The sequence below is a fragment of the Rhodoglobus sp. GW821-FHT12B09 genome, assembly GCF_058809925.1.
In genome coordinates this window covers 1-16,288 of sequence record NZ_JBXATB010000004.1, presented here as the reverse complement: position 1 = coordinate 16,288, position 16,288 = coordinate 1, and the positions used below count along the sequence as shown (strand labels likewise).

The window sequence follows — 16,288 nt, the reverse complement described above, 5'->3', positions numbered from 1 at the left end:
GCGCACTACTCAACCCGCCGGAGACCGTCACGAGGTCACCCGCTTCGGGCCGGCCGACAGGGTCACGTCCGGCGAGCGCAGGTAGAGGGGCTCGTCGGCGGCGAAGGGCCGTCCGTTCGCGTAGAGCGCCTCGGCGAGCAGCCCGAGGGAGGCGGCCGAGACGGTGGCCGCCCGGATGATGCGGTGGCCGGCCGGCACGGCGGACTCGAGGTCCACGGCCTTCACCAGGGACGGCCCTGCGGTGCGCACCGGGAGGCCCGCGGCATCCGGAGCCTCGTAGGCGGACCAGTAGAGCTCGCTGCGGCGCGCGTCCGTCGCCACCACGATCGGGCCGCTCTCCCCGAGCGCGATAGCGTCATGGCTCACGATCGGGACGACGAGCTTCCCCGCGCCGAACCCGAAGGCGCGCGCGGCGGCGATGCCCACGCGCAGGCCGGTGAACGGACCCGGGCCCATCCCCGCGACGACGCCCGAGAGGTCGGCAATAGCAATGCCCGAGTCGGCCAAGCAGGCCGCGATGAGGTCGCCCACCACCTCCGCATGCCGGCGGGTGTCGTCGGACGAGTGCTCGGCGAGGACGCCCGCCTCGCGGTCGACGACGGCGACGCTCGTGCCGGCGGAGGTGTCAATCGCGAGCAGCATCGAGCCACTCCTTCCACCGGGCGCCGTGCGCGGTGAGGGTCACCGTGCGGGGCTCGACCTCGGCCTCCGGGTCGCCCCCGTGCGGGCGCTCGATGTCGATCTCGAGCCAGTCGTCGGTGAGGCCGTCGGTAAGGCCCTTGCCCCACTCCACCACCACGATCGACCCCGGGTAGTCGATGTCCAGGTCGTCGAGCTCCATCGCGCTGGCGAGCCGGTAGGCGTCGACGTGCACGAGGGGCGCGGGGTCAGCGGGGTGGGTGCGCGCGAGCACGAACGTGGGGCTCGTCACGGCGCCGCGCACGCCGAGCGCCTCGCCGATGCCGCGCGTGAGCGTGGTCTTGCCGGCACCGAGCTCGCCGTTGAGCAGCACGAGGTCGCCCGCGCGGAGCTCCTTCGCCAGCGCCGCCCCGAGCTCGGCCATGGCATCCGGCGACTCGATGATCACAGGTAGACCCGCTTCACGCGGTTGCCGATGCGGGTGACGATCTCGTAGTTGATGGTGTCCGCCGCGGCGGCCCAGTCGTCGACGCTCGGCACGCCCGTCGACGGGTCGCCGAACAGCACGGCGCGGTCGCCCACCGCCACCGCGCCGTCGCCCACGTCCACGACGAACTGGTCCATCGCCACCCGGCCGGCGATGCGGTAGGTGGTGCCGTTGATGGAGACGGGCCCGCGGGAGGAGGCGTGGCGCGGGATGCCGTCCGCGTAGCCGAGGGGCACCAGGGCCAGCGTCGTCTCGCGCGGGGTGACGTAGTCGTGGCCGTACGAGACTCCCGTGCCCGCCGCGACGCGCTTCGCGGAGACCACGGTGGCCGAGAGCGTCATGGCCGGGGTGAGGGCTGCGCCCGCGGCATCCCGGCCCTCGAACGGCGAGACGCCGTAGATGCCGATGCCGAGGCGCACCAGGTCGAAGCGCGACGCGGGCTCGCGCAGGGCGGCAGCGGTCGCCCCGACGTGGAACAGCTCGGGCTCGAGCCCGGCTGCTGCCGCGGCGGCGCGCGCCACCTCGAACTGGGCGAGCTGGGCGTCGTCGTCCGCACCGGCGAGGTGCGTCCAGAGCCCGCGGATCCGGACCCTCCCCGCCCGCTCATGGGCGACGGCCGCCGCGAAGGCCTCTGCCCAGTCGCCGGGCGCGATACCGTTGCGGCCCAGCCCGGTGTCGACCTTCAGATGCACAGACGGGCGCCCGGATGCCGCGGCCGCCCGGTCGAGCTGGTCGAGGTAGCTCACCCCGACGTCGACACCGTGCTCGACGGCCACGTCGAAGTCTGCGGACGGGTCGTGCAGCCACGCGAAGACGGGAGCGTCCACGCCCGCCGCCCTCAGCTCGAGTGCCTCGTCGAGGTCGACCACGCCCAGCCAGTCCGCCCCGCCCTCGAGCGCGGCGCGCGCAACGGGCACCGCGCCGTGGCCGTAGGCGTTCGCCTTCACGACCGCCATGGTGCTCGCGTCGCCCACGACGGAGCGCAGCGCCTCGACGTTGCGCGAGATCGCGGCGAGATCGACATGCGCGTGCCTCACGGCGCCTCCGCGATGACGTACGCGATCGCGAACCCCGCGTCGTGGCTCATGGAGAGGTGGATGGCGGTGATCCCGCGGCCCTCCGCGATCGCCCTCGTCGACTCGTACAGCTCGAAGCCCGGGTTGCCGAGCTCGTTGGAGACGACGCGCATGTCGTGCCAGGTGACGCCCGAGGAGTCGCCGAGGGCCTTGATGAGCGCCTCCTTCGCGGCGAACCTGCCGGCGAGGGAGCGCAGCGGCATGGGGCTGCCGTCCCGTTCCTGTTCGCTCTCGGCGAACAGGCGGTCCTTGAGCGCCGGTGTGCGGATGAGTCCCCGCTCGAAGCGAGCGATGTCGACGACATCCACGCCGATGCCGACGATCACTGCCCGCGCCCCACGAACGCCTATTCCACCGTGACGGACTTGGCGAGGTTGCGCGGCTGGTCCACGTCCAGGCCCTTCGCCGCGGACAGCTCCATGCCGAAGATGTGCAGCGGCACAACCGCGAGGAACGGCTCGAAGAGCGAGCCTGCGAGCGGGATGGGGATGACCTCGTCCGCGAACGGGAGGACGGCGGCATCCCCCTTCTCGGCGATCGCGATGACCCGGGCGCCGCGCGCGCGGATCTCCTGGATGTTGGAGACGACCTTCGGGTGCAGCGAGTTCGGGTCGCGCGGGCTCGGGACGATCACGAACACGACCTGGCCGGGCTCGATGAGCGCGATCGGGCCGTGCTTCAGCTCGCCGGCGGCGAAGCCCTCCGCGTGGATGTAGGCGAGCTCCTTGAGCTTGAGCGCGCCCTCGAGCGCGACCGGGTAGCCCACGTTGCGGCCGAGGAACAGCACGGACTGGGTGTCGGTCATCCAGTGCGCGAGCTGCCCGATCTCGGCCTGCGAGACCGAGAGGATCTCGGCGATCTTCTCGGGCACGGCCTGGAGCTCCTTGACGTTCTCGCGGATCTCCTCGTCGGCGAGCGTGCCGCGCACCTTGCCCAGCTCGAGGCCGATCAGGTACAGCGCGGTGACCTGGGCGACGAACGCCTTGGTCGACGCGACGGCGACCTCGGGGCCGGCGTGCGTGTAGACGACGGCGTGCGACTCGCGCGGGATGGTCGCGCCCTGCGTGTTGCAGACCGAGAGCACCTTCGCGCCCGAGGCCATCGCGAACTTCACGGCCATCAGGGTGTCCATCGTCTCGCCGGACTGGCTGATCGAGATCACGAGAGTGCGGTCGGTGAGGATCGGGTTGCGGTAGCGGAACTCGTGGCTGAGCTCAACGTCGACCGGGATGCGCGACCACTGCTCGATGGCGTACTTGCCGAGCATCCCCGCGTAGGCGGCGGTGCCACAGGCGATGATGACGATGCGGTCGATGTCCTTGAGGGCGTCGACGCCGAGGGGCTCCAGCTCCTTGAGGTCCACGAGGCCGTCGTGGATGCGGCCGAGGATCGTGTTGGCGACGGCCTCCGGCTCCTCGCTGATCTCCTTGGCCATGAAGCTCGACCAGCCGCCCTTCTCGGAGGCCGAGGCATCCCACGCGATCTCGAACTCCTCGGTCTCGACCGCGGTCCCGTCGAAATCGGTGACGACGACGGAGTCGGGGCGGATCGTGACGATCTGGTCCTGGCCGATCGCGACGGCGCGGCGGGTGAACTCAACGAACGCGGCCACGTCGGAGCCGAGGAAGTTCTCGCCGTCGCCGAGGCCGATCACGAGCGGGGAATTGCGGCGGGCGCCGACGACGATGCCGGGCTGGTCCGCGTGCATGACGAGGAGCGTGAAGGCGCCCTCGAGGCGGGCCACGACGCGGCGGAGGGACTCCGTGAGGTCCTGTGTCTGCTCGTACTCGCGGCCGACGAGGATCGCGGCGACCTCGGTGTCGGTCTCGCTCGTGAAGGTGGCGCCGGTGTCGAGCAGCTCCTGCTTGAGCTCGGAGAAGTTCTCGATGATGCCGTTGTGGATCAGCGCGAGCTTGCCGTCGGCGCCCAGGTGCGGGTGCGCGTTGCGGTCGGTGGGGCCGCCGTGGGTGGCCCAGCGGGTGTGGCCGATGCCCGTGGCGCCGTTGGCCATCGGGCGCGTCTCGAGGTCGTCGACGAGCACCTGGAGCTTGCCCGCGCGCTTGCGGGTGTCCATGGTGCCGTCCTCGCCGATGACAGCGACTCCGGCGGAGTCGTACCCCCGATACTCCAGGCGCTTGAGGCCTCCGAGGAGCACCTCGAGACTCTTGTTGTCACCGACGTAGCCCACGATTCCACACATGCCCCTGATTTTAGTGCCAGTAAGCTGGTGGGAATGTCCGACCCCTCCTCGACCCATGGTCACGAGTCCCCGTTCATCGAGCTCGACCGGGCCGATTGGGCGGCTCTCGCCCCCACCGTGACGGCTCCGCTGACCGCCACCGAGGTCGTCGAACTGCGCGGCCTCGGCGACGAGCTGGACCTCACGGAGGTGGCCGCGGTCTACCTCCCGCTCAGCCGGCTGCTCTCGCTGTACGCCGAGGGCGCGCGGCAGCTGCACGCCGCGACCTCCTCCTTCCTCGGCGAGCGCTCCCCCCACACGCCGTTCGTGATCGGGGTGGCGGGCTCCGTGGCGGTCGGCAAGTCGACGGTCGCGCGGCTGCTGCGGGAGTTGCTCGGTCGTTGGGAGGGCACCCCGCGGGTCGAGCTCGTGACGACGGACGGCTTCCTCTTCCCGAACGCCGAGCTCGAGCGGCGCGGTCTCATGGAGCGCAAGGGCTTCCCGGAGTCGTACGACCGCCGCGCCCTGCTGCGGTTTGTGAACAAGGTGAAGAGCGGGGCGCCCGAGGTGCGCGCGCCGTTCTACTCCCACCTCGCCTACGACATCGTCCCCGACGCCGAGATCGTGGTGAACGCGCCCGACGTGCTCATCGTGGAGGGGCTGAACGTGCTCCAGCCCGCAGCCCCCGGCCGGAGCCTCGCCGTGAGCGACCTCTTCGACTTCTCCATCTACGTGGACGCCCGCACCGCCGACATCGCCCGCTGGTACGAGGAGCGCTTCCTCCGACTGCAGCGCGGCGCCTTCACCAATCCCCAGTCGTACTTCCACCGCTTCGCGTCCCTCACCGAGGACGAGGCCCGGGCCCGCGCGCGCGGCATCTGGCACGCGATCAACGAGCCGAACCTCCTGCAGAACATCGTGCCGACGCGCCCGCGAGCCGATCTGGTACTGCGCAAGGGCGGCGACCACGCGGTCGCGAGCGTCCTGCTCCGCAAGACCTGAGCCGGGGCATCCCGGGCCGCGGCGCACCCCGTGCCGGGCACCCCGCCCCGCCCCCGCCACCCGCACCCCGTGCCCGTGACCCCGTGCCCGTGCCCCCGCACCCCGTGCCCGTGCCCCCGCACCCCGCCACCGCACCCCGCACCCCGCACCCGTGTCAAATGCAGGAGATGCGGCGCGCTGCGGAGCGGTCGAGCGCTTGACCGCGCCCGAGGCAACCAGATCTCCTGCATTTCGTGCACGGGACGGGACGGGACGAGACGGGACGGGACGGGACGAGACGAGACGGGACGGGACGGGACGGGACGGGACGGGACGGGACGAGACGAGACGGCACGGGACGGGACGGGACGAGACGGGACGAGACGGGACGGGGCCGGACGGGACGGGGCGAGACGGGGCGGGAGGCTCAGGCAGCCCGCGACCAGTCGATCGCGAGGGTGTCGGGGCGGTCGGGGTCGAGCGTGACCGCGAGGGCCGAGCCGGGGCGCACCCTCGCGCGATCGGCCCGCTGCACCACGGAGGCGTGGGCGACGGGCAGCCGGATGCCCGTGGGCAGCGTCACCGCGAGCTCGAGCTCAACGGCCGAGCCGCCGGCGAAGTGCGCCGCGAGGCGCGACGTGATCACGATGCAGTGGGCTTCGACGCGGCTCACGGGCGTTCCCTTCTCGAAGGAGGCCCGTCCCGGAGGACGGGCGAAACGGGCCCCGTCCCGGAGGACGGGGCCCGAGGGGCCTACTGCTGGGCTGCGCGGCGGCGGGCGAACCGCACCGCGACGAGGCCCAGGCCGAGGAGCGCGAGCGCCGGGGCGATGAGCCACACGGTGACGTCATCGGTGCCCGTGTAAGCGAGGGTCTCGAGCTGGCCGTCATCGGGCGTCCCAGGGTCGTGCGGGATCGGGTTGCTCGGGATGACTGAGATCGGAGCCGCCGTGACCTCGATGGTCACGAGCGCCGTGTTGCTGACGGTGAAGTTCGCGTCCACCGCCGAGTAGTTGAACGTGACCGTGCCCACGAAGCCCGCCGGCGGGGTGAAGGTGAAGTCGCCGTCGGCGTTCATCGCCATCAGCCCCACGCTGTTGTCCTGGGTGAACACCTGCCACACGTCCGTGTCGTTGGCGAGCAGCCCGGAGGCGGCGTCGACGACGAGCGGGGTGTCCTGCGGGGTCGTGTAGCCGTCCGGGTTCGCGATCGGGAGCGGCGCCGGGGCGGCAGCGACGTGGATGACGATGGTCGCCGTGTTGCTGCTGAGGCCCGAGAGCGTGTCCTTGATCGTGTAGGTGATCACGGCATCGCCGACGAATGCCGGGTCAGGCGTGTAGGTGAAGTAGCCGAGCGAGCTGAGCCCGAGGATGGCGCTGTCGTAGCTCATGTTGTCGATCCGCAGGTCGCCCGAGTCGGAGGCGTAGTCGTTGGCGATGACCCCGATGCCGCCCCCGTCCACGAAGTACGAGGTGCCCTGGGTCATCCAGTACTCGTCGTCGACGGCGGTCGGCGCGAAGTAGGCGTCCCCCGCGAAAGCCGCGGCGGTGCCCACGAGGGGAAGGGTGACGGCGGCGGCGATGGCCAGCCCCGCGACGGTGGTCTTGATGATGTTCATGCTGTGTCCTTTGCTCAGAAGTGTTCGGCGTTTCTCGCCTGAACCAGATTCCCGCGGCGCGCGGCGCAGCGGATGGGCAGCGATTGCTCAACTACCCGGGCGGCACTACCTAGTTCGAGCGCGGCCCCACAACGGCACAAGACCGGCCGCCCCTCTCGGGGCGGCCGGTCTTGGGGGGCGCCGTCAGGCCGCGCGCGTCCAGTCGACGACGAGGGTGGCGGGCACCGACGGGTCGAGCGATACCGCGAGACGGCTGCCGACGTGGATGCGGCCGAGATCGGCCGGCGGCACGAGCGCGGTCTGGGTGACGGGCACCGGGATGCCCCCCGCCAAGACCACGAGCAGCTCGAGCTCGACGACCATCGCTCCGTTGACCTGTGCGCCGCTGGGGCGGGATGCGGTCACGGTGGCCGTGGCATCCTGCCGCTTGGCCGGATCGGCCGCGACGGGCGGTGCCATGGTGGCGTTGAGCGAGTCGAGCTTGGACTGCATGGAGGCCATGCTCGCCCCCACGTCGGACTTCTCGCTCATCTCGTCGGCCATCGACGTGAGCTTGAAGTAGCTGTCGAGGAAGCCCATGATCAGGCGCCCGCGTAGAGCTGGTTGAACTTGGCGCCGACAGCTGCGTCGTTCTGGATGCGCGCGGCCCAGCCGGTCTGGGCGATCGCCCAGTTCGCGGCCGAGACGCCGTAGGCCGACGCGACGAGCGGCAGCTTGGCGGCGTCGTAGCCGTAGGCCGCGATGCCCTTCGACACGCGGGCGTAGACCGCGAGGTCGACACCGGCGATCGGGGCGAGCGCCTCGGCGGAGGGCTCGACGACGGCGGCGGGCGCCATGGCCTGGGCCTGCTGCACCTTCGCGTTCTCGGCGAGGCGGTTGGCGGACTGGATGAGGTCGGGGGCGGCGTTCATCATGGCGCCCATGTCCTTGATCGACTTGAGGAGGTTCATCTCGTGCTTCTTTCTGTTGAGTGGGTTTGGTAGTGCGTTCTAGAGGGAGCGCTGTTCGCGGCGACGAGCGACCCAGAGGCCGAGGCCGCCGAGCCCGAGGGCGCCGAGTGCAGGGGCGAGCATCCAGGTGCTCGGGGCTGCCGTGCCCGTGTAGGCGAGTGTCGGCAGGTCGCCCGGCGACGGCGTGCCGCCGTTGCCGGACGGAGTCGCGGGGGCGCCGGTCGAGGCAGGGGTGACCGTGATGGCGACGTAGGCCCAGTCACTGAGCGCGGTGCCGTCGGACATGCGGTATGCGAACTCCTTGAGTCCGGAGAACCCGGCAGCGGGGGTGTAGACGAAGCTGCCGTCGAGCTGCGCCACGATCTCGCCCGAGACGTCGTCGATGTCGACTACCGCGCCGGCGGGGAAGGAGTCGTTCGCCAGCAGGCCGCTGGCGGCACTGATCACGAGCGCCGTGTCCTGGGCGGTCGAGTACTGGTCGGGGTTGGCCGTCGGCTTGCCCGCGGCCGGGGGAACCGACGGTGCCGACACCGTGATGGTCACGGTGCCGAACCCGCTGAACTGCGTGCCGTCCGTTGTGCGGTACTGGAAGGTCTTCGTGCCGACGAAGCCGGCGACCGGCGTGTAGACGAAGCTGCCGTCCGGCTGTACGAGGAACGAGCCGGAGCCGCTCACGTCGTAGACGGTGGCCGGCATGGAGTCGTTGGCGAGCAGGCCGGAGGCCGCCGGCACCGTCAGAACGGCGTCGTTGGTCGTCGCATACTGGTCGTCACCCACCACGAGCGGTGCCGGCGGTACGACCACCGACGGCGTCACTGTGATCGTCACCATGGCGTCGTTGCTGAAGGTGTTGCCGTCCGTGGTGCGGTAGCCGAACGTCGTCGTCCCGGCAAATCCCGCGGGCGGCGTGTAGGTGAAGCTGCCATCCTGGTTGATGACGATCTGGCCCGACTGCACAGCGGGCCCGTTCGCCGCGTAGAAGTAGCCGGGGCCCGAGTCGTTCGCAAGGAGCCCTGCCGATGCCGGCACCGTGAGCGCCGTGTCCTGCGGGGTGGAGTAGAGGTCGTCGGCGGCAGTGAGCACGACGGGGGCCGAGGGCACCGTGGGGGTCACGGTGATGTGCACCGTGACCTGCGCCCCGAGGCTGAGGTCGTCAGCCGGGTAGTACGAGAAGCTCGCCGTCCCGTAGAAGTTCGGGCTCGGGGTGAACTGGAACGAGCCGTCCATGTTCACCTGCACGAAGTCCGCGCCGTTGTAGCCGAAGGAGTTCCCGACGTGCAGCACGTCGCCCTCGGCGTCTGTGTCGTTGGCCAGGATCCCGGGGGCCGCGACGGTCAGCGTCTCGCCCTGGGCGATGGAGTAGTAGTCGTCTCCGCCGACGGGCTTCAGCCCGGCGGCGTTGGCAGCCGTCGCGCCGACGAGGCCGAACGCGGTGAGGCCCAGAGCCACGATGCCGGCGCTGGCGAACTTGCAGGTGTTGTTCATGTGATGTCCTTGGCTGTGAAGTGGTGCCGGATTTCGGCGTGACTACAGAATCGCCGGGCGCGGGCTCACGCGGATGGGCACCGATTACTCATCTGTGGCGGGCCATTACCTAGTCACCGCCGCGCATCCGCACGGCACGGCCAGAACGGTAAGCTTTCTCACCTATGGGCCCCACGGGCCCCGAGCGCGGGAGGCGGGGATGAGCGAGCTCCAGGCCGCGTGGCCGCTGGTCGGCCGAGACGCGCTCCTCGACCGCATCACGGCGGCACTGCGCTCCCCCGCGGCCTCCGTCGTCATCCTCTGCGGACCGTCCGGGGTCGGGAAGACCCGCCTTGCCGCCGAGTCCGCCGCGATCCTCGAGGCCGACGGCTGGCTCGCCATCCCGATCGTGGCGAGCGAGACGATGTCCGCGATCCCCCTCGGAGCCCTCGCCCCGGCTCTCGCACGCGAGCCGATCGACCTGCAGGCCGCCTCGCGCGACTCCGTCGTCCTCTTCGAGCAGGTCCGGCGCGCCGTCGAGTCCCGCGCGGCCGGCCGCCGGGTCGTGATCGTTATCGACGACCTCTCGCTGCTCGACTCACTCTCCCTCGCCGTGATCACTCAGCTCCTCGCCGCGGGCGCGGCCCGGCTCGTCGCCACGGTGCGCAACGGCGACCCCCTCCCCGACGCAATCCTCTCCATGTGGACCAGCAGCACCGCCCTGCGCGTAGACGTGCCGCCCCTCGACGTCGCCGGCTACGAGGCCGTGCTCGGCCAAGTGCTCGCGGGCCGCATCGCGCACCGCACCGCCGTCGACCTGCACGCCATGTCCGGTGGCAACCCGCTCTTCCTCCGCGAGCTCGTGCTCGGAGCCCTTGAGGAGAAGCAGCTGGTCGAGTCCGAGGGCGTGTGGCAGCTCATGGGCGAGCCGATCGGCACCCCCGCGCTGCACGACCTCATCCGCTCGCGCATGCAGCACCTGGACCCCGTAGACCGCGCCATCGTCGAGCGCCTCGCGGTGTGCCAGCCGCTCGCGCTGTCAGACATCAGGTTCGAGGATGCCCGCAAGCGCGTCATCGCCCTCGAGAAGTCGGGGCTGGTCGAGGTCGTCGGCGACAGGCTGCTCGTGTCGCTCGGCCACCCCCAGTACGTGGCGGCGGTCCGGGCATCCCTCTCCCGCCTGACGATCGTCGACAACCTGCTCGACCAGGCGGACATCCTCTCCGCGCGGCCGATGTCTCAGGAGGACGAGCTGCGGGTGGCGGTCTGGCGGCTGGACGCCGGCGAGCCGAGCGACCCGGGGCTTCTCGCCCGCGCGGCGCACCTCGCGCTGCTCTCCCAGGACCACGAGGCCGTGGCCCGGCTCGCCGCCGCCGCACTGCTCGCGGGCGCACCCGCCGCCGAGATGCTGTTCCTGCAGGGCGAGGCGCAGTGGACCATGGGGCGCAACTCGGTCGCCCTCGACCTGCTCGAGCGCGCGGCCGCCGCGGATGTGCAGGACCCCACCGCGGAACGGCTCACCGGCCTCATCGCGACGGCCCGAGCCAGCACCTACGCCGGCGAGCTGCTCGGCAACCGCAAGGGCCTCGACCTCCTCGACCAGGTGGAGTCGGAGCACCCCTCCCTCGCGAGCTCGCTCGCCCTCTCGCGCGCGGTTCTCCTGCTCAACCTCGAGGAGGCGGAGCTCGCCGCCGAGCAACTGCTGACCGCGCGGCCGCAGCACGACTCCGAGGTCGCGCGCACCGCGATCCTCGCGATGTCCACCGCACTCCCCCTCGCCGCGCTCGGCCGCGCGGAGGCCGCGATCGCCGCCGCCCGCGAGGCGGTCGCCTACGCGACGAATGAGCCGCTGCCCGTGTTCGCCGTGCGGCGCGCGCAGATGGTGCTCTCGACCGCGCTCATCCAGTCGGGCTTCGTCGAGGAGTGCCGCACCCTCGCCCTCGCCTCGCTCCACGACGCCATGGACCACGACGACGAGCTCGCGGTGCGCTACGACGAGCTGCTTCTCGGGCGCTGCGCCCTCGCGCTCGGCAAGCTCGACACCGCGGCGCGCTGGTTCCGGGACGTGATCAGCGGCGCCCAGGCGCGCGGGCCGATCTCGTACCGCGACCAGGGCAGGGCCTGGCTCGCGCTCGCACTCGCCTGGCAGGGGCGCACCGCGGAGGCTACCGAGGTGGCGAACGCACTGGCCCCCGGATACGTCGAGAACAGCTCGGTCGCCACCCTCGCGGTGCAGTGGGTCGCGGCGATCCAGGGCGACCAGTCCGCGATCCCGATCATCATCGCGCGGGCCGAGGCCGTCGCGCGCCGCGGCCACCGCGTGCTCGCCTCGTCACTCCTGCACGGCGCCGCGCGCCTCGGCGGGGCCGCACTCGCCATGCCGGCGCTCGTGGTGCTCGGCAACGAGGGCGAGTCGCCCCTCATCGACCTGCAGTCCGCCCACGTCCGCGCTGAGGCCGAGCCCTCCGTGGAGGCGCTCGTCACGATCTCCGAGCGCTGGGAGGCCCTCGGGCAGCTGCTGTTCGCGGCGGAGGCCATGGCGTCGGCCGCCGGAGTCGCCCGCAAGGCGGAACGGGGCCGGGATGCCGCGGCGCTCCAGAACCGCGCCGACGCCCTTGCGGCGCACTGCGAGGGCGCAGCGACGCCGCTCCTGCAGTTCCTCGACACCGCGCAGCAGCTCACGAAGCGGGAGCGGGAGGTCAGCGGACTCGCCGCCCAGGGCCTCAGCAGCATCGAGATCGCGGAGCGGCTCTTCCTGTCGCCCCGCACGGTCGACAACCACCTTCAGTCGAGCTACGCGAAGCTGGGCATCCGGGGCCGCAGCGAGCTGAGCGGGCGCTAGGCCGTCACGACCTGCGAGCGCAGGGTCTCGAGGCGCAGCTCGACCTCGGTGAGGACCGCCTCGGCGACCCCCAGGTCTTCCAGGGTCGTGACCAGGTGCGCGACCACCCGGGTGAACGCGTCGTCGGTGATCGCCATCGCGGAGTGCGCCTCGCCCAGGTCGAGGCCGGTGAAGAGCTGCGGACCGTCGAGCGCCGCGGCGAGGAACGCCCTCTGGTGCGCGCGCAGGCGCGAGATGTCGACGCCGTTGAACCACTGCGCGAGTGCCTCGTCGCCCGTCACGCGCCCGTAGAAGACGGTCGTCGCCGTCTTGATCACGGGCTGGCCGCCGATCTGGTCGTAGATCGTCACTGTCCCATCCTTTCGCAGCCTTCAGGATCGCAGTGGGCAGTCACGGTCACCTGAGCAATCATTGCTCAGATTCGGGCTACGGGGGGCTCAGGCGCCGAGTTGCTCGCGCACCGTGTCGGCGAGCGACTGGGCGATGCGGTCCGCCTCATCCTGGTGCTCTGCCTCAACCATGACGCGCACCATAGGCTCGGTGCCCGAGGGGCGCAGGAGCACGCGGCCGGTGTCGCCGAGCCCCGCCTCCGCGGCAGTCACGGCCTCCGCGATGACGGCGTCCGAGCCGAGCGAGTGGTGGTCGACCCCGCGCACGTTGACGAGCACCTGCGGGTAGACCGTCATCACCGAGGCGAGGTCCGCGATCGTGCGGCCGGTACGGGCCATCTCCGCCACGAGGTGCAGGCCGGTCAGGATGCCGTCGCCGGTGGTCGCGAACTTCGTCATGATCACGTGGCCCGACTGCTCGCCGCCGAGGGACAGGTTGTGCTCGCCCAGTGCCTCGAGCACGTAGCGGTCGCCGACCGCCGTGTCGATCACCGAGATGTCGTGAGCAGCCATGGCCCGCTTGAGCCCGAGGTTGCTCATGACCGTCGCGACGAGGGTGCGGTCGGCGAGGACGCCGCGCTCCGCCATCGAGACCGCGAGGATGGCCATGATCTGGTCGCCGTCGATGACGTTGCCCTGCGCGTCGACCGCGAGGCAGCGGTCCGCGTCGCCGTCGTGCGCGATGCCGATGTCCGCGCCGTGGGCGACCACGGCCTGCTGGAGGGGCCCGAGATGGGTGGAGCCCACACCGTCGTTGATGTTGATGCCGTCCGGGTCGGCTCCGATGACGGTGACCTTGGCGCCGGCATCCGTGAAGACCTGGGGGGAGACGCCGGCGGCGGCGCCGTGCGCGCAGTCGAGAACGACGTGCAGGCCGTCGAGACGGTGCGGAAGCGTCGAGAGCAGGTGCACGATGTAGCGGTCCTCGGCGTCCGAGAACCGGCGGATGCGGCCGACGTCGCCGCCCTTCGGGGCGAGGCTCGGCTCGGCCATGGCCGCTTCGATCCGGTCCTCGACCTCGTCGGGCAGTTTCGTGCCGCCGGTCGCGAAGAACTTGATTCCGTTGTCGGGCGCCGGGTTGTGCGACGCCGAGATCATCACGCCGAGGTCGGCCTTGAAGTCGCCGACGAGGAACGCGAGGCCGGGGGTCGGGATGACGCCGGCGTCGTAGACATCGACGCCGGAACTGGCGAGCCCGGCCGCAACAGCAGCGCCGAGGAACTCACCGGAGATGCGCGGGTCGCGGCCGATGACCGCGATCGGGCGGCGGCCGGACGCACGCCGGCCGTCCGCCACCCGGCCCTTGCCCAGGACGACTGCTGCCGCCTGGGCAAGACCGAGTGCGAGGTCGACCGTGAGCTCGCCATTGGCGAGCCCGCGTACGCCGTCCGTGCCGAAGAGCCGAGGCATTGCTGCTGGCCTTTACGCGACTCGGACTAGCGCTTCGAGAACTGCGACGCCTTGCGGGCCTTCTTGAGACCGGCCTTCTTGCGCTCGATGACGCGGGCGTCACGAGTGAGGAAGCCTGCCTTCTTGAGGGCGGGACGGTTGTTCTCGCGGTCGATCTCGTTGAGCGAACGAGCGATCGCGAGGCGCAGCGCGCCGGCCTGGCCGGAGGGGCCACCGCCGGTGATCTTCGCGATCACGTCGTAGCTGCCGAGGAGGTCGAGCACCTTGAACGGGTCGTTGATGAGCTGCTGGTGCAGCTTGTTGGGGAAGTACTCGGCGAGCTCGCGGCCGTTGACGGTCGCCTTGCCGGTGCCGGGAGCGATGCGCACGCGGGCGATCGCCTCCTTGCGGCGGCCCACGGCAGCGCCGGGGACGTTCAGCACGGCACGGGGGGTCTTCGGGGCCGCCTCAGGAGTCGACTCGGTGGAGTAGCTCGTGGGGGTCTCGGTCGAGTAGGTCTCGGGCGTGGTCTCGTCGTTCTCGACGGAGTCTTCGATCTTGGCCATGAGTAGTCAGTCCTTAATTCTGCGGGGCTCTACTGAGCGACCTGGGAGAGGGTGTACGGCTTGGGCTGCTGTGCAGCGTGGGGGTGCTCGGCGCCTGCGTACACCTTGAGCTTGGTCAGCTGCGCGCGGCCGATCGAGTTCTTCGGCAGCATGCCGCGGATCGCCTTCTCGACGGCGCGGGTCGGGTGCTTCTCCAGCATCTCCGAGTAGGTCGTCGCCGTCAGGCCGCCCGGGTAGCCCGAGTGGCGGTAGGCCTTCTTCTGCGCGAGCTTGGAGCCGGTGAGGGCGACCTTCTCCGCGTTGACGATGATGACGAAGTCGCCCATGTCCATGTGGGGGGCGAAGGTGGCCTTGTGCTTGCCGCGCAGGAGCGTGGCAGCGTGGCTGGCGAGGCGGCCGAGGACGATGTCGGTCGCGTCGATGATGACCCAGTCGCGCTGGACGTCATCGGGCTTGGGCGAAAATGTACGCGTCACAGTATTACTGCTTTCTTGTGATCGGATGAGTGGCTCGTGAATCCCGCTCCGGTGAAGCGTTCCGTGACGATGTCGCGGAACCCTTCGCGTGTTCTTGCGAACACAGGAGGGCTCATGATCGGGTGCGTGGCACCAAGGGTCTAGCTTACGGGCTGATCGGCGTCCCGTCTAGTTCGCGTCGCGCCGTGCACGGGTTTGGGCGGCGCGTGCCGCGACGTCGTCCGGGTAGCCGACCTCGACGAGCGTGAGGCCGTGCGCCGGCATCACCTTGAACTCGCTCGTCCGCTGCGCCTCCGCCCGGATCCCCAGCAGCCGCTCCCCGCTGAGCTTGCGCTCTCCGACGGAGACGGAGGCACCGACGAGCGCCCGCACCATGCTGTGGCAGAACGCGTCGGCCTTGAGCGTCGCGATCAGCACGCCGGTCTCGTCCCGGTGCCACGTGAACTCCTGCAGCTCGCGGATCGTCGTCGCTCCCTCGCGCGGCCGGCAGTACGCCGCCCAGTCGTGCAGCCCGAGCAGCTCGTTCGCCGAGTCCGTCATGGCCTCGACGTCGAGCGTGGCCGGGTACCAGACCGTGTGACGGCGCAACAGCGGGTTGCGGGTCGCCGCGGCATCCGCGACCCGGTACTCGTACCGCCGGAAGATCGGCGAGAACCGCGCGTCGAAACCCTCCTCCGCGATGGCGACGTCGTGCACGTGGACGTCGCTGCGCAGCCCCGCGATGCCGTTGAGGCGCTTCTTGAGCGCGCGGGTCGGCTCCATGGGCTTCGCACCGCGGCCGTGCGGTCGCGCGAGCAGCTCGAGCTGCGCGTGCGTGAGGTCGACGTGCGCGACCTGGCCGGTCGCGTGCACGCCGGCGTCGGTGCGGCCGGCGACCGTGAGCGTCGGCGGATCTTTGCGCAGCACCGTCGCGAGCGCCGCCTCCAGCTCGCCCTGCACCGTGCGGAGGGTCGGCTGCCGGGCCCAGCCCGCGAAATCGGTGCCGTCGTAGGCGATGTCGAGGCGCAGACGGGTGAGCGGCTCGTTCGACACCCTGAGAGTTTACGGCGGGTGCACTTCGGTTGTCGGTCGCCCCCCACCTGTGCGAAATGCAGGAGACGCGGCATACGGCCCGCCTGTTCTTGCGGGATGCACGGTGCCAACCCCTCGGATCTCCTGCATTTCGCACCTCCGCGGGCGCCAAGGGCCCGCCGCGGGCCGCGCCACCCCGCCGCGGGCCGCGCCACCCCGCCG

General features: G+C 71.1%; 17 protein-coding genes. 2 read left to right on the top strand and 15 right to left on the bottom strand.

The genetic code is table 11. The annotated features are described in order from the left end of the window. Nucleotides 1-27: 27 nt before the first annotated feature. Genes tsaB through glmS form a run of 5 tightly spaced genes read right to left on the bottom strand, consistent with a single transcriptional unit; the run spans nt 28 to nt 4,402 of the window. On the bottom strand, nt 28-642 hold the full coding sequence (tsaB, locus tag AC1RTC_RS09365; protein ID WP_493155260.1) for a tRNA (adenosine(37)-N6)-threonylcarbamoyltransferase complex dimerization subunit type 1 TsaB: 615 nt from the start codon (nt 640-642) through the stop codon (nt 28-30). Beyond that, the gene (gene tsaE, locus AC1RTC_RS09360; RefSeq protein WP_493155574.1) at nt 626-1,063 is read right to left on the bottom strand and encodes a tRNA (adenosine(37)-N6)-threonylcarbamoyltransferase complex ATPase subunit type 1 TsaE; all 438 of its coding nucleotides are present in this window, start codon (nt 1,061-1,063) and stop codon (nt 626-628) included. Before tsaE ends, tsaB begins: the two co-directional genes overlap by 17 nt. A 20-nt stretch (nt 1,064-1,083) precedes the next feature. Further along, nucleotides 1,084-2,163, bottom strand: a complete 1,080-nt coding sequence (gene alr, locus AC1RTC_RS09355) for an alanine racemase (protein WP_493155259.1) — start codon at nt 2,161-2,163, stop codon at nt 1,084-1,086. Next, nucleotides 2,160-2,528: a holo-ACP synthase gene (locus AC1RTC_RS09350; protein ID WP_493155258.1), complete on the bottom strand. Its 369-nt coding sequence runs from the start codon at nt 2,526-2,528 to the stop codon at nt 2,160-2,162. Before AC1RTC_RS09350 ends, alr begins: the two co-directional genes overlap by 4 nt. A gap of 20 nt (nt 2,529-2,548) precedes the next feature. Beyond that, the gene (gene glmS / locus AC1RTC_RS09345; protein ID WP_493155257.1) at nt 2,549-4,402 is read right to left on the bottom strand and encodes a glutamine--fructose-6-phosphate transaminase (isomerizing); all 1,854 of its coding nucleotides are present in this window, start codon (nt 4,400-4,402) and stop codon (nt 2,549-2,551) included. 33 nt (nt 4,403-4,435) lie between these two features. Between glmS and coaA the strand changes: the two genes are divergently transcribed. Then, entirely contained in the window at nt 4,436-5,383 is a 948-nt protein-coding gene (gene coaA, locus AC1RTC_RS09340) for a type I pantothenate kinase (protein ID WP_493155256.1), read from the top strand. Between the two features lie 406 nt (nt 5,384-5,789). Here the strand turns inward: coaA and AC1RTC_RS09335 are convergent, their stop codons facing one another. From AC1RTC_RS09335 to AC1RTC_RS09315, 5 genes are all read right to left on the bottom strand, one after another. Next, a complete protein-coding gene (locus tag AC1RTC_RS09335; RefSeq protein WP_493155255.1) occupies nt 5,790-6,035 on the bottom strand; it encodes a hypothetical protein in 246 nt (81 codons plus the stop codon). An 80-nt stretch (nt 6,036-6,115) separates the two neighbouring features. After that, entirely contained in the window at nt 6,116-6,979 is an 864-nt protein-coding gene (locus AC1RTC_RS09330) for a cadherin-like domain-containing protein (RefSeq protein ID WP_493155254.1), read from the bottom strand. 183 nt (nt 6,980-7,162) lie between these two features. Then, a complete protein-coding gene (locus AC1RTC_RS09325; RefSeq protein WP_493155253.1) occupies nt 7,163-7,558 on the bottom strand; it encodes a hypothetical protein in 396 nt (131 codons plus the stop codon). A 2-nt stretch (nt 7,559-7,560) separates the two neighbouring features. Then, entirely contained in the window at nt 7,561-7,929 is a 369-nt protein-coding gene (locus AC1RTC_RS09320) for a DUF6620 family protein (RefSeq protein WP_493155252.1), read from the bottom strand. 39 nt (nt 7,930-7,968) lie between these two features. Then, nucleotides 7,969-9,414, bottom strand: a complete 1,446-nt coding sequence (locus tag AC1RTC_RS09315) for a cadherin-like domain-containing protein (protein WP_493155251.1) — start codon at nt 9,412-9,414, stop codon at nt 7,969-7,971. 199 nt (nt 9,415-9,613) lie between these two features. On the opposite strand from AC1RTC_RS09315, the gene AC1RTC_RS09310 reads away from it, so the two are divergent. Beyond that, nucleotides 9,614-12,235 carry a helix-turn-helix transcriptional regulator gene (locus tag AC1RTC_RS09310; protein WP_493155250.1) on the top strand — a complete coding sequence of 874 codons (2,622 nt, stop codon included), beginning with the start codon at nt 9,614-9,616 and terminating at the stop codon, nt 12,233-12,235. Here AC1RTC_RS09310 and AC1RTC_RS09305 read toward each other — a convergent pair. The 5 genes from AC1RTC_RS09305 to truA form a co-directional block, all read right to left on the bottom strand. Continuing rightward, entirely contained in the window at nt 12,232-12,585 is a 354-nt protein-coding gene (locus AC1RTC_RS09305; protein ID WP_493155249.1) for a group I truncated hemoglobin, read from the bottom strand. The genes AC1RTC_RS09310 and AC1RTC_RS09305 overlap by 4 nt on opposite strands. An 87-nt stretch (nt 12,586-12,672) precedes the next feature. Beyond that, nucleotides 12,673-14,034 carry a phosphoglucosamine mutase gene (gene glmM, locus AC1RTC_RS09300; protein WP_493155248.1) on the bottom strand — a complete coding sequence of 454 codons (1,362 nt, stop codon included), beginning with the start codon at nt 14,032-14,034 and terminating at the stop codon, nt 12,673-12,675. A 26-nt stretch (nt 14,035-14,060) separates the two neighbouring features. Beyond that, nucleotides 14,061-14,579, bottom strand: a complete 519-nt coding sequence (rpsI, locus tag AC1RTC_RS09295) for a 30S ribosomal protein S9 (RefSeq protein WP_493155247.1) — start codon at nt 14,577-14,579, stop codon at nt 14,061-14,063. Between the two features lie 29 nt (nt 14,580-14,608). Further along, a complete protein-coding gene (gene rplM / locus AC1RTC_RS09290; RefSeq protein WP_493155246.1) occupies nt 14,609-15,055 on the bottom strand; it encodes a 50S ribosomal protein L13 in 447 nt (148 codons plus the stop codon). 168 nt (nt 15,056-15,223) lie between these two features. After that, nucleotides 15,224-16,087 carry a tRNA pseudouridine(38-40) synthase TruA gene (truA, locus tag AC1RTC_RS09285; RefSeq protein WP_493155245.1) on the bottom strand — a complete coding sequence of 288 codons (864 nt, stop codon included), beginning with the start codon at nt 16,085-16,087 and terminating at the stop codon, nt 15,224-15,226. Nucleotides 16,088-16,288: the final 201 nt, after the last annotated feature.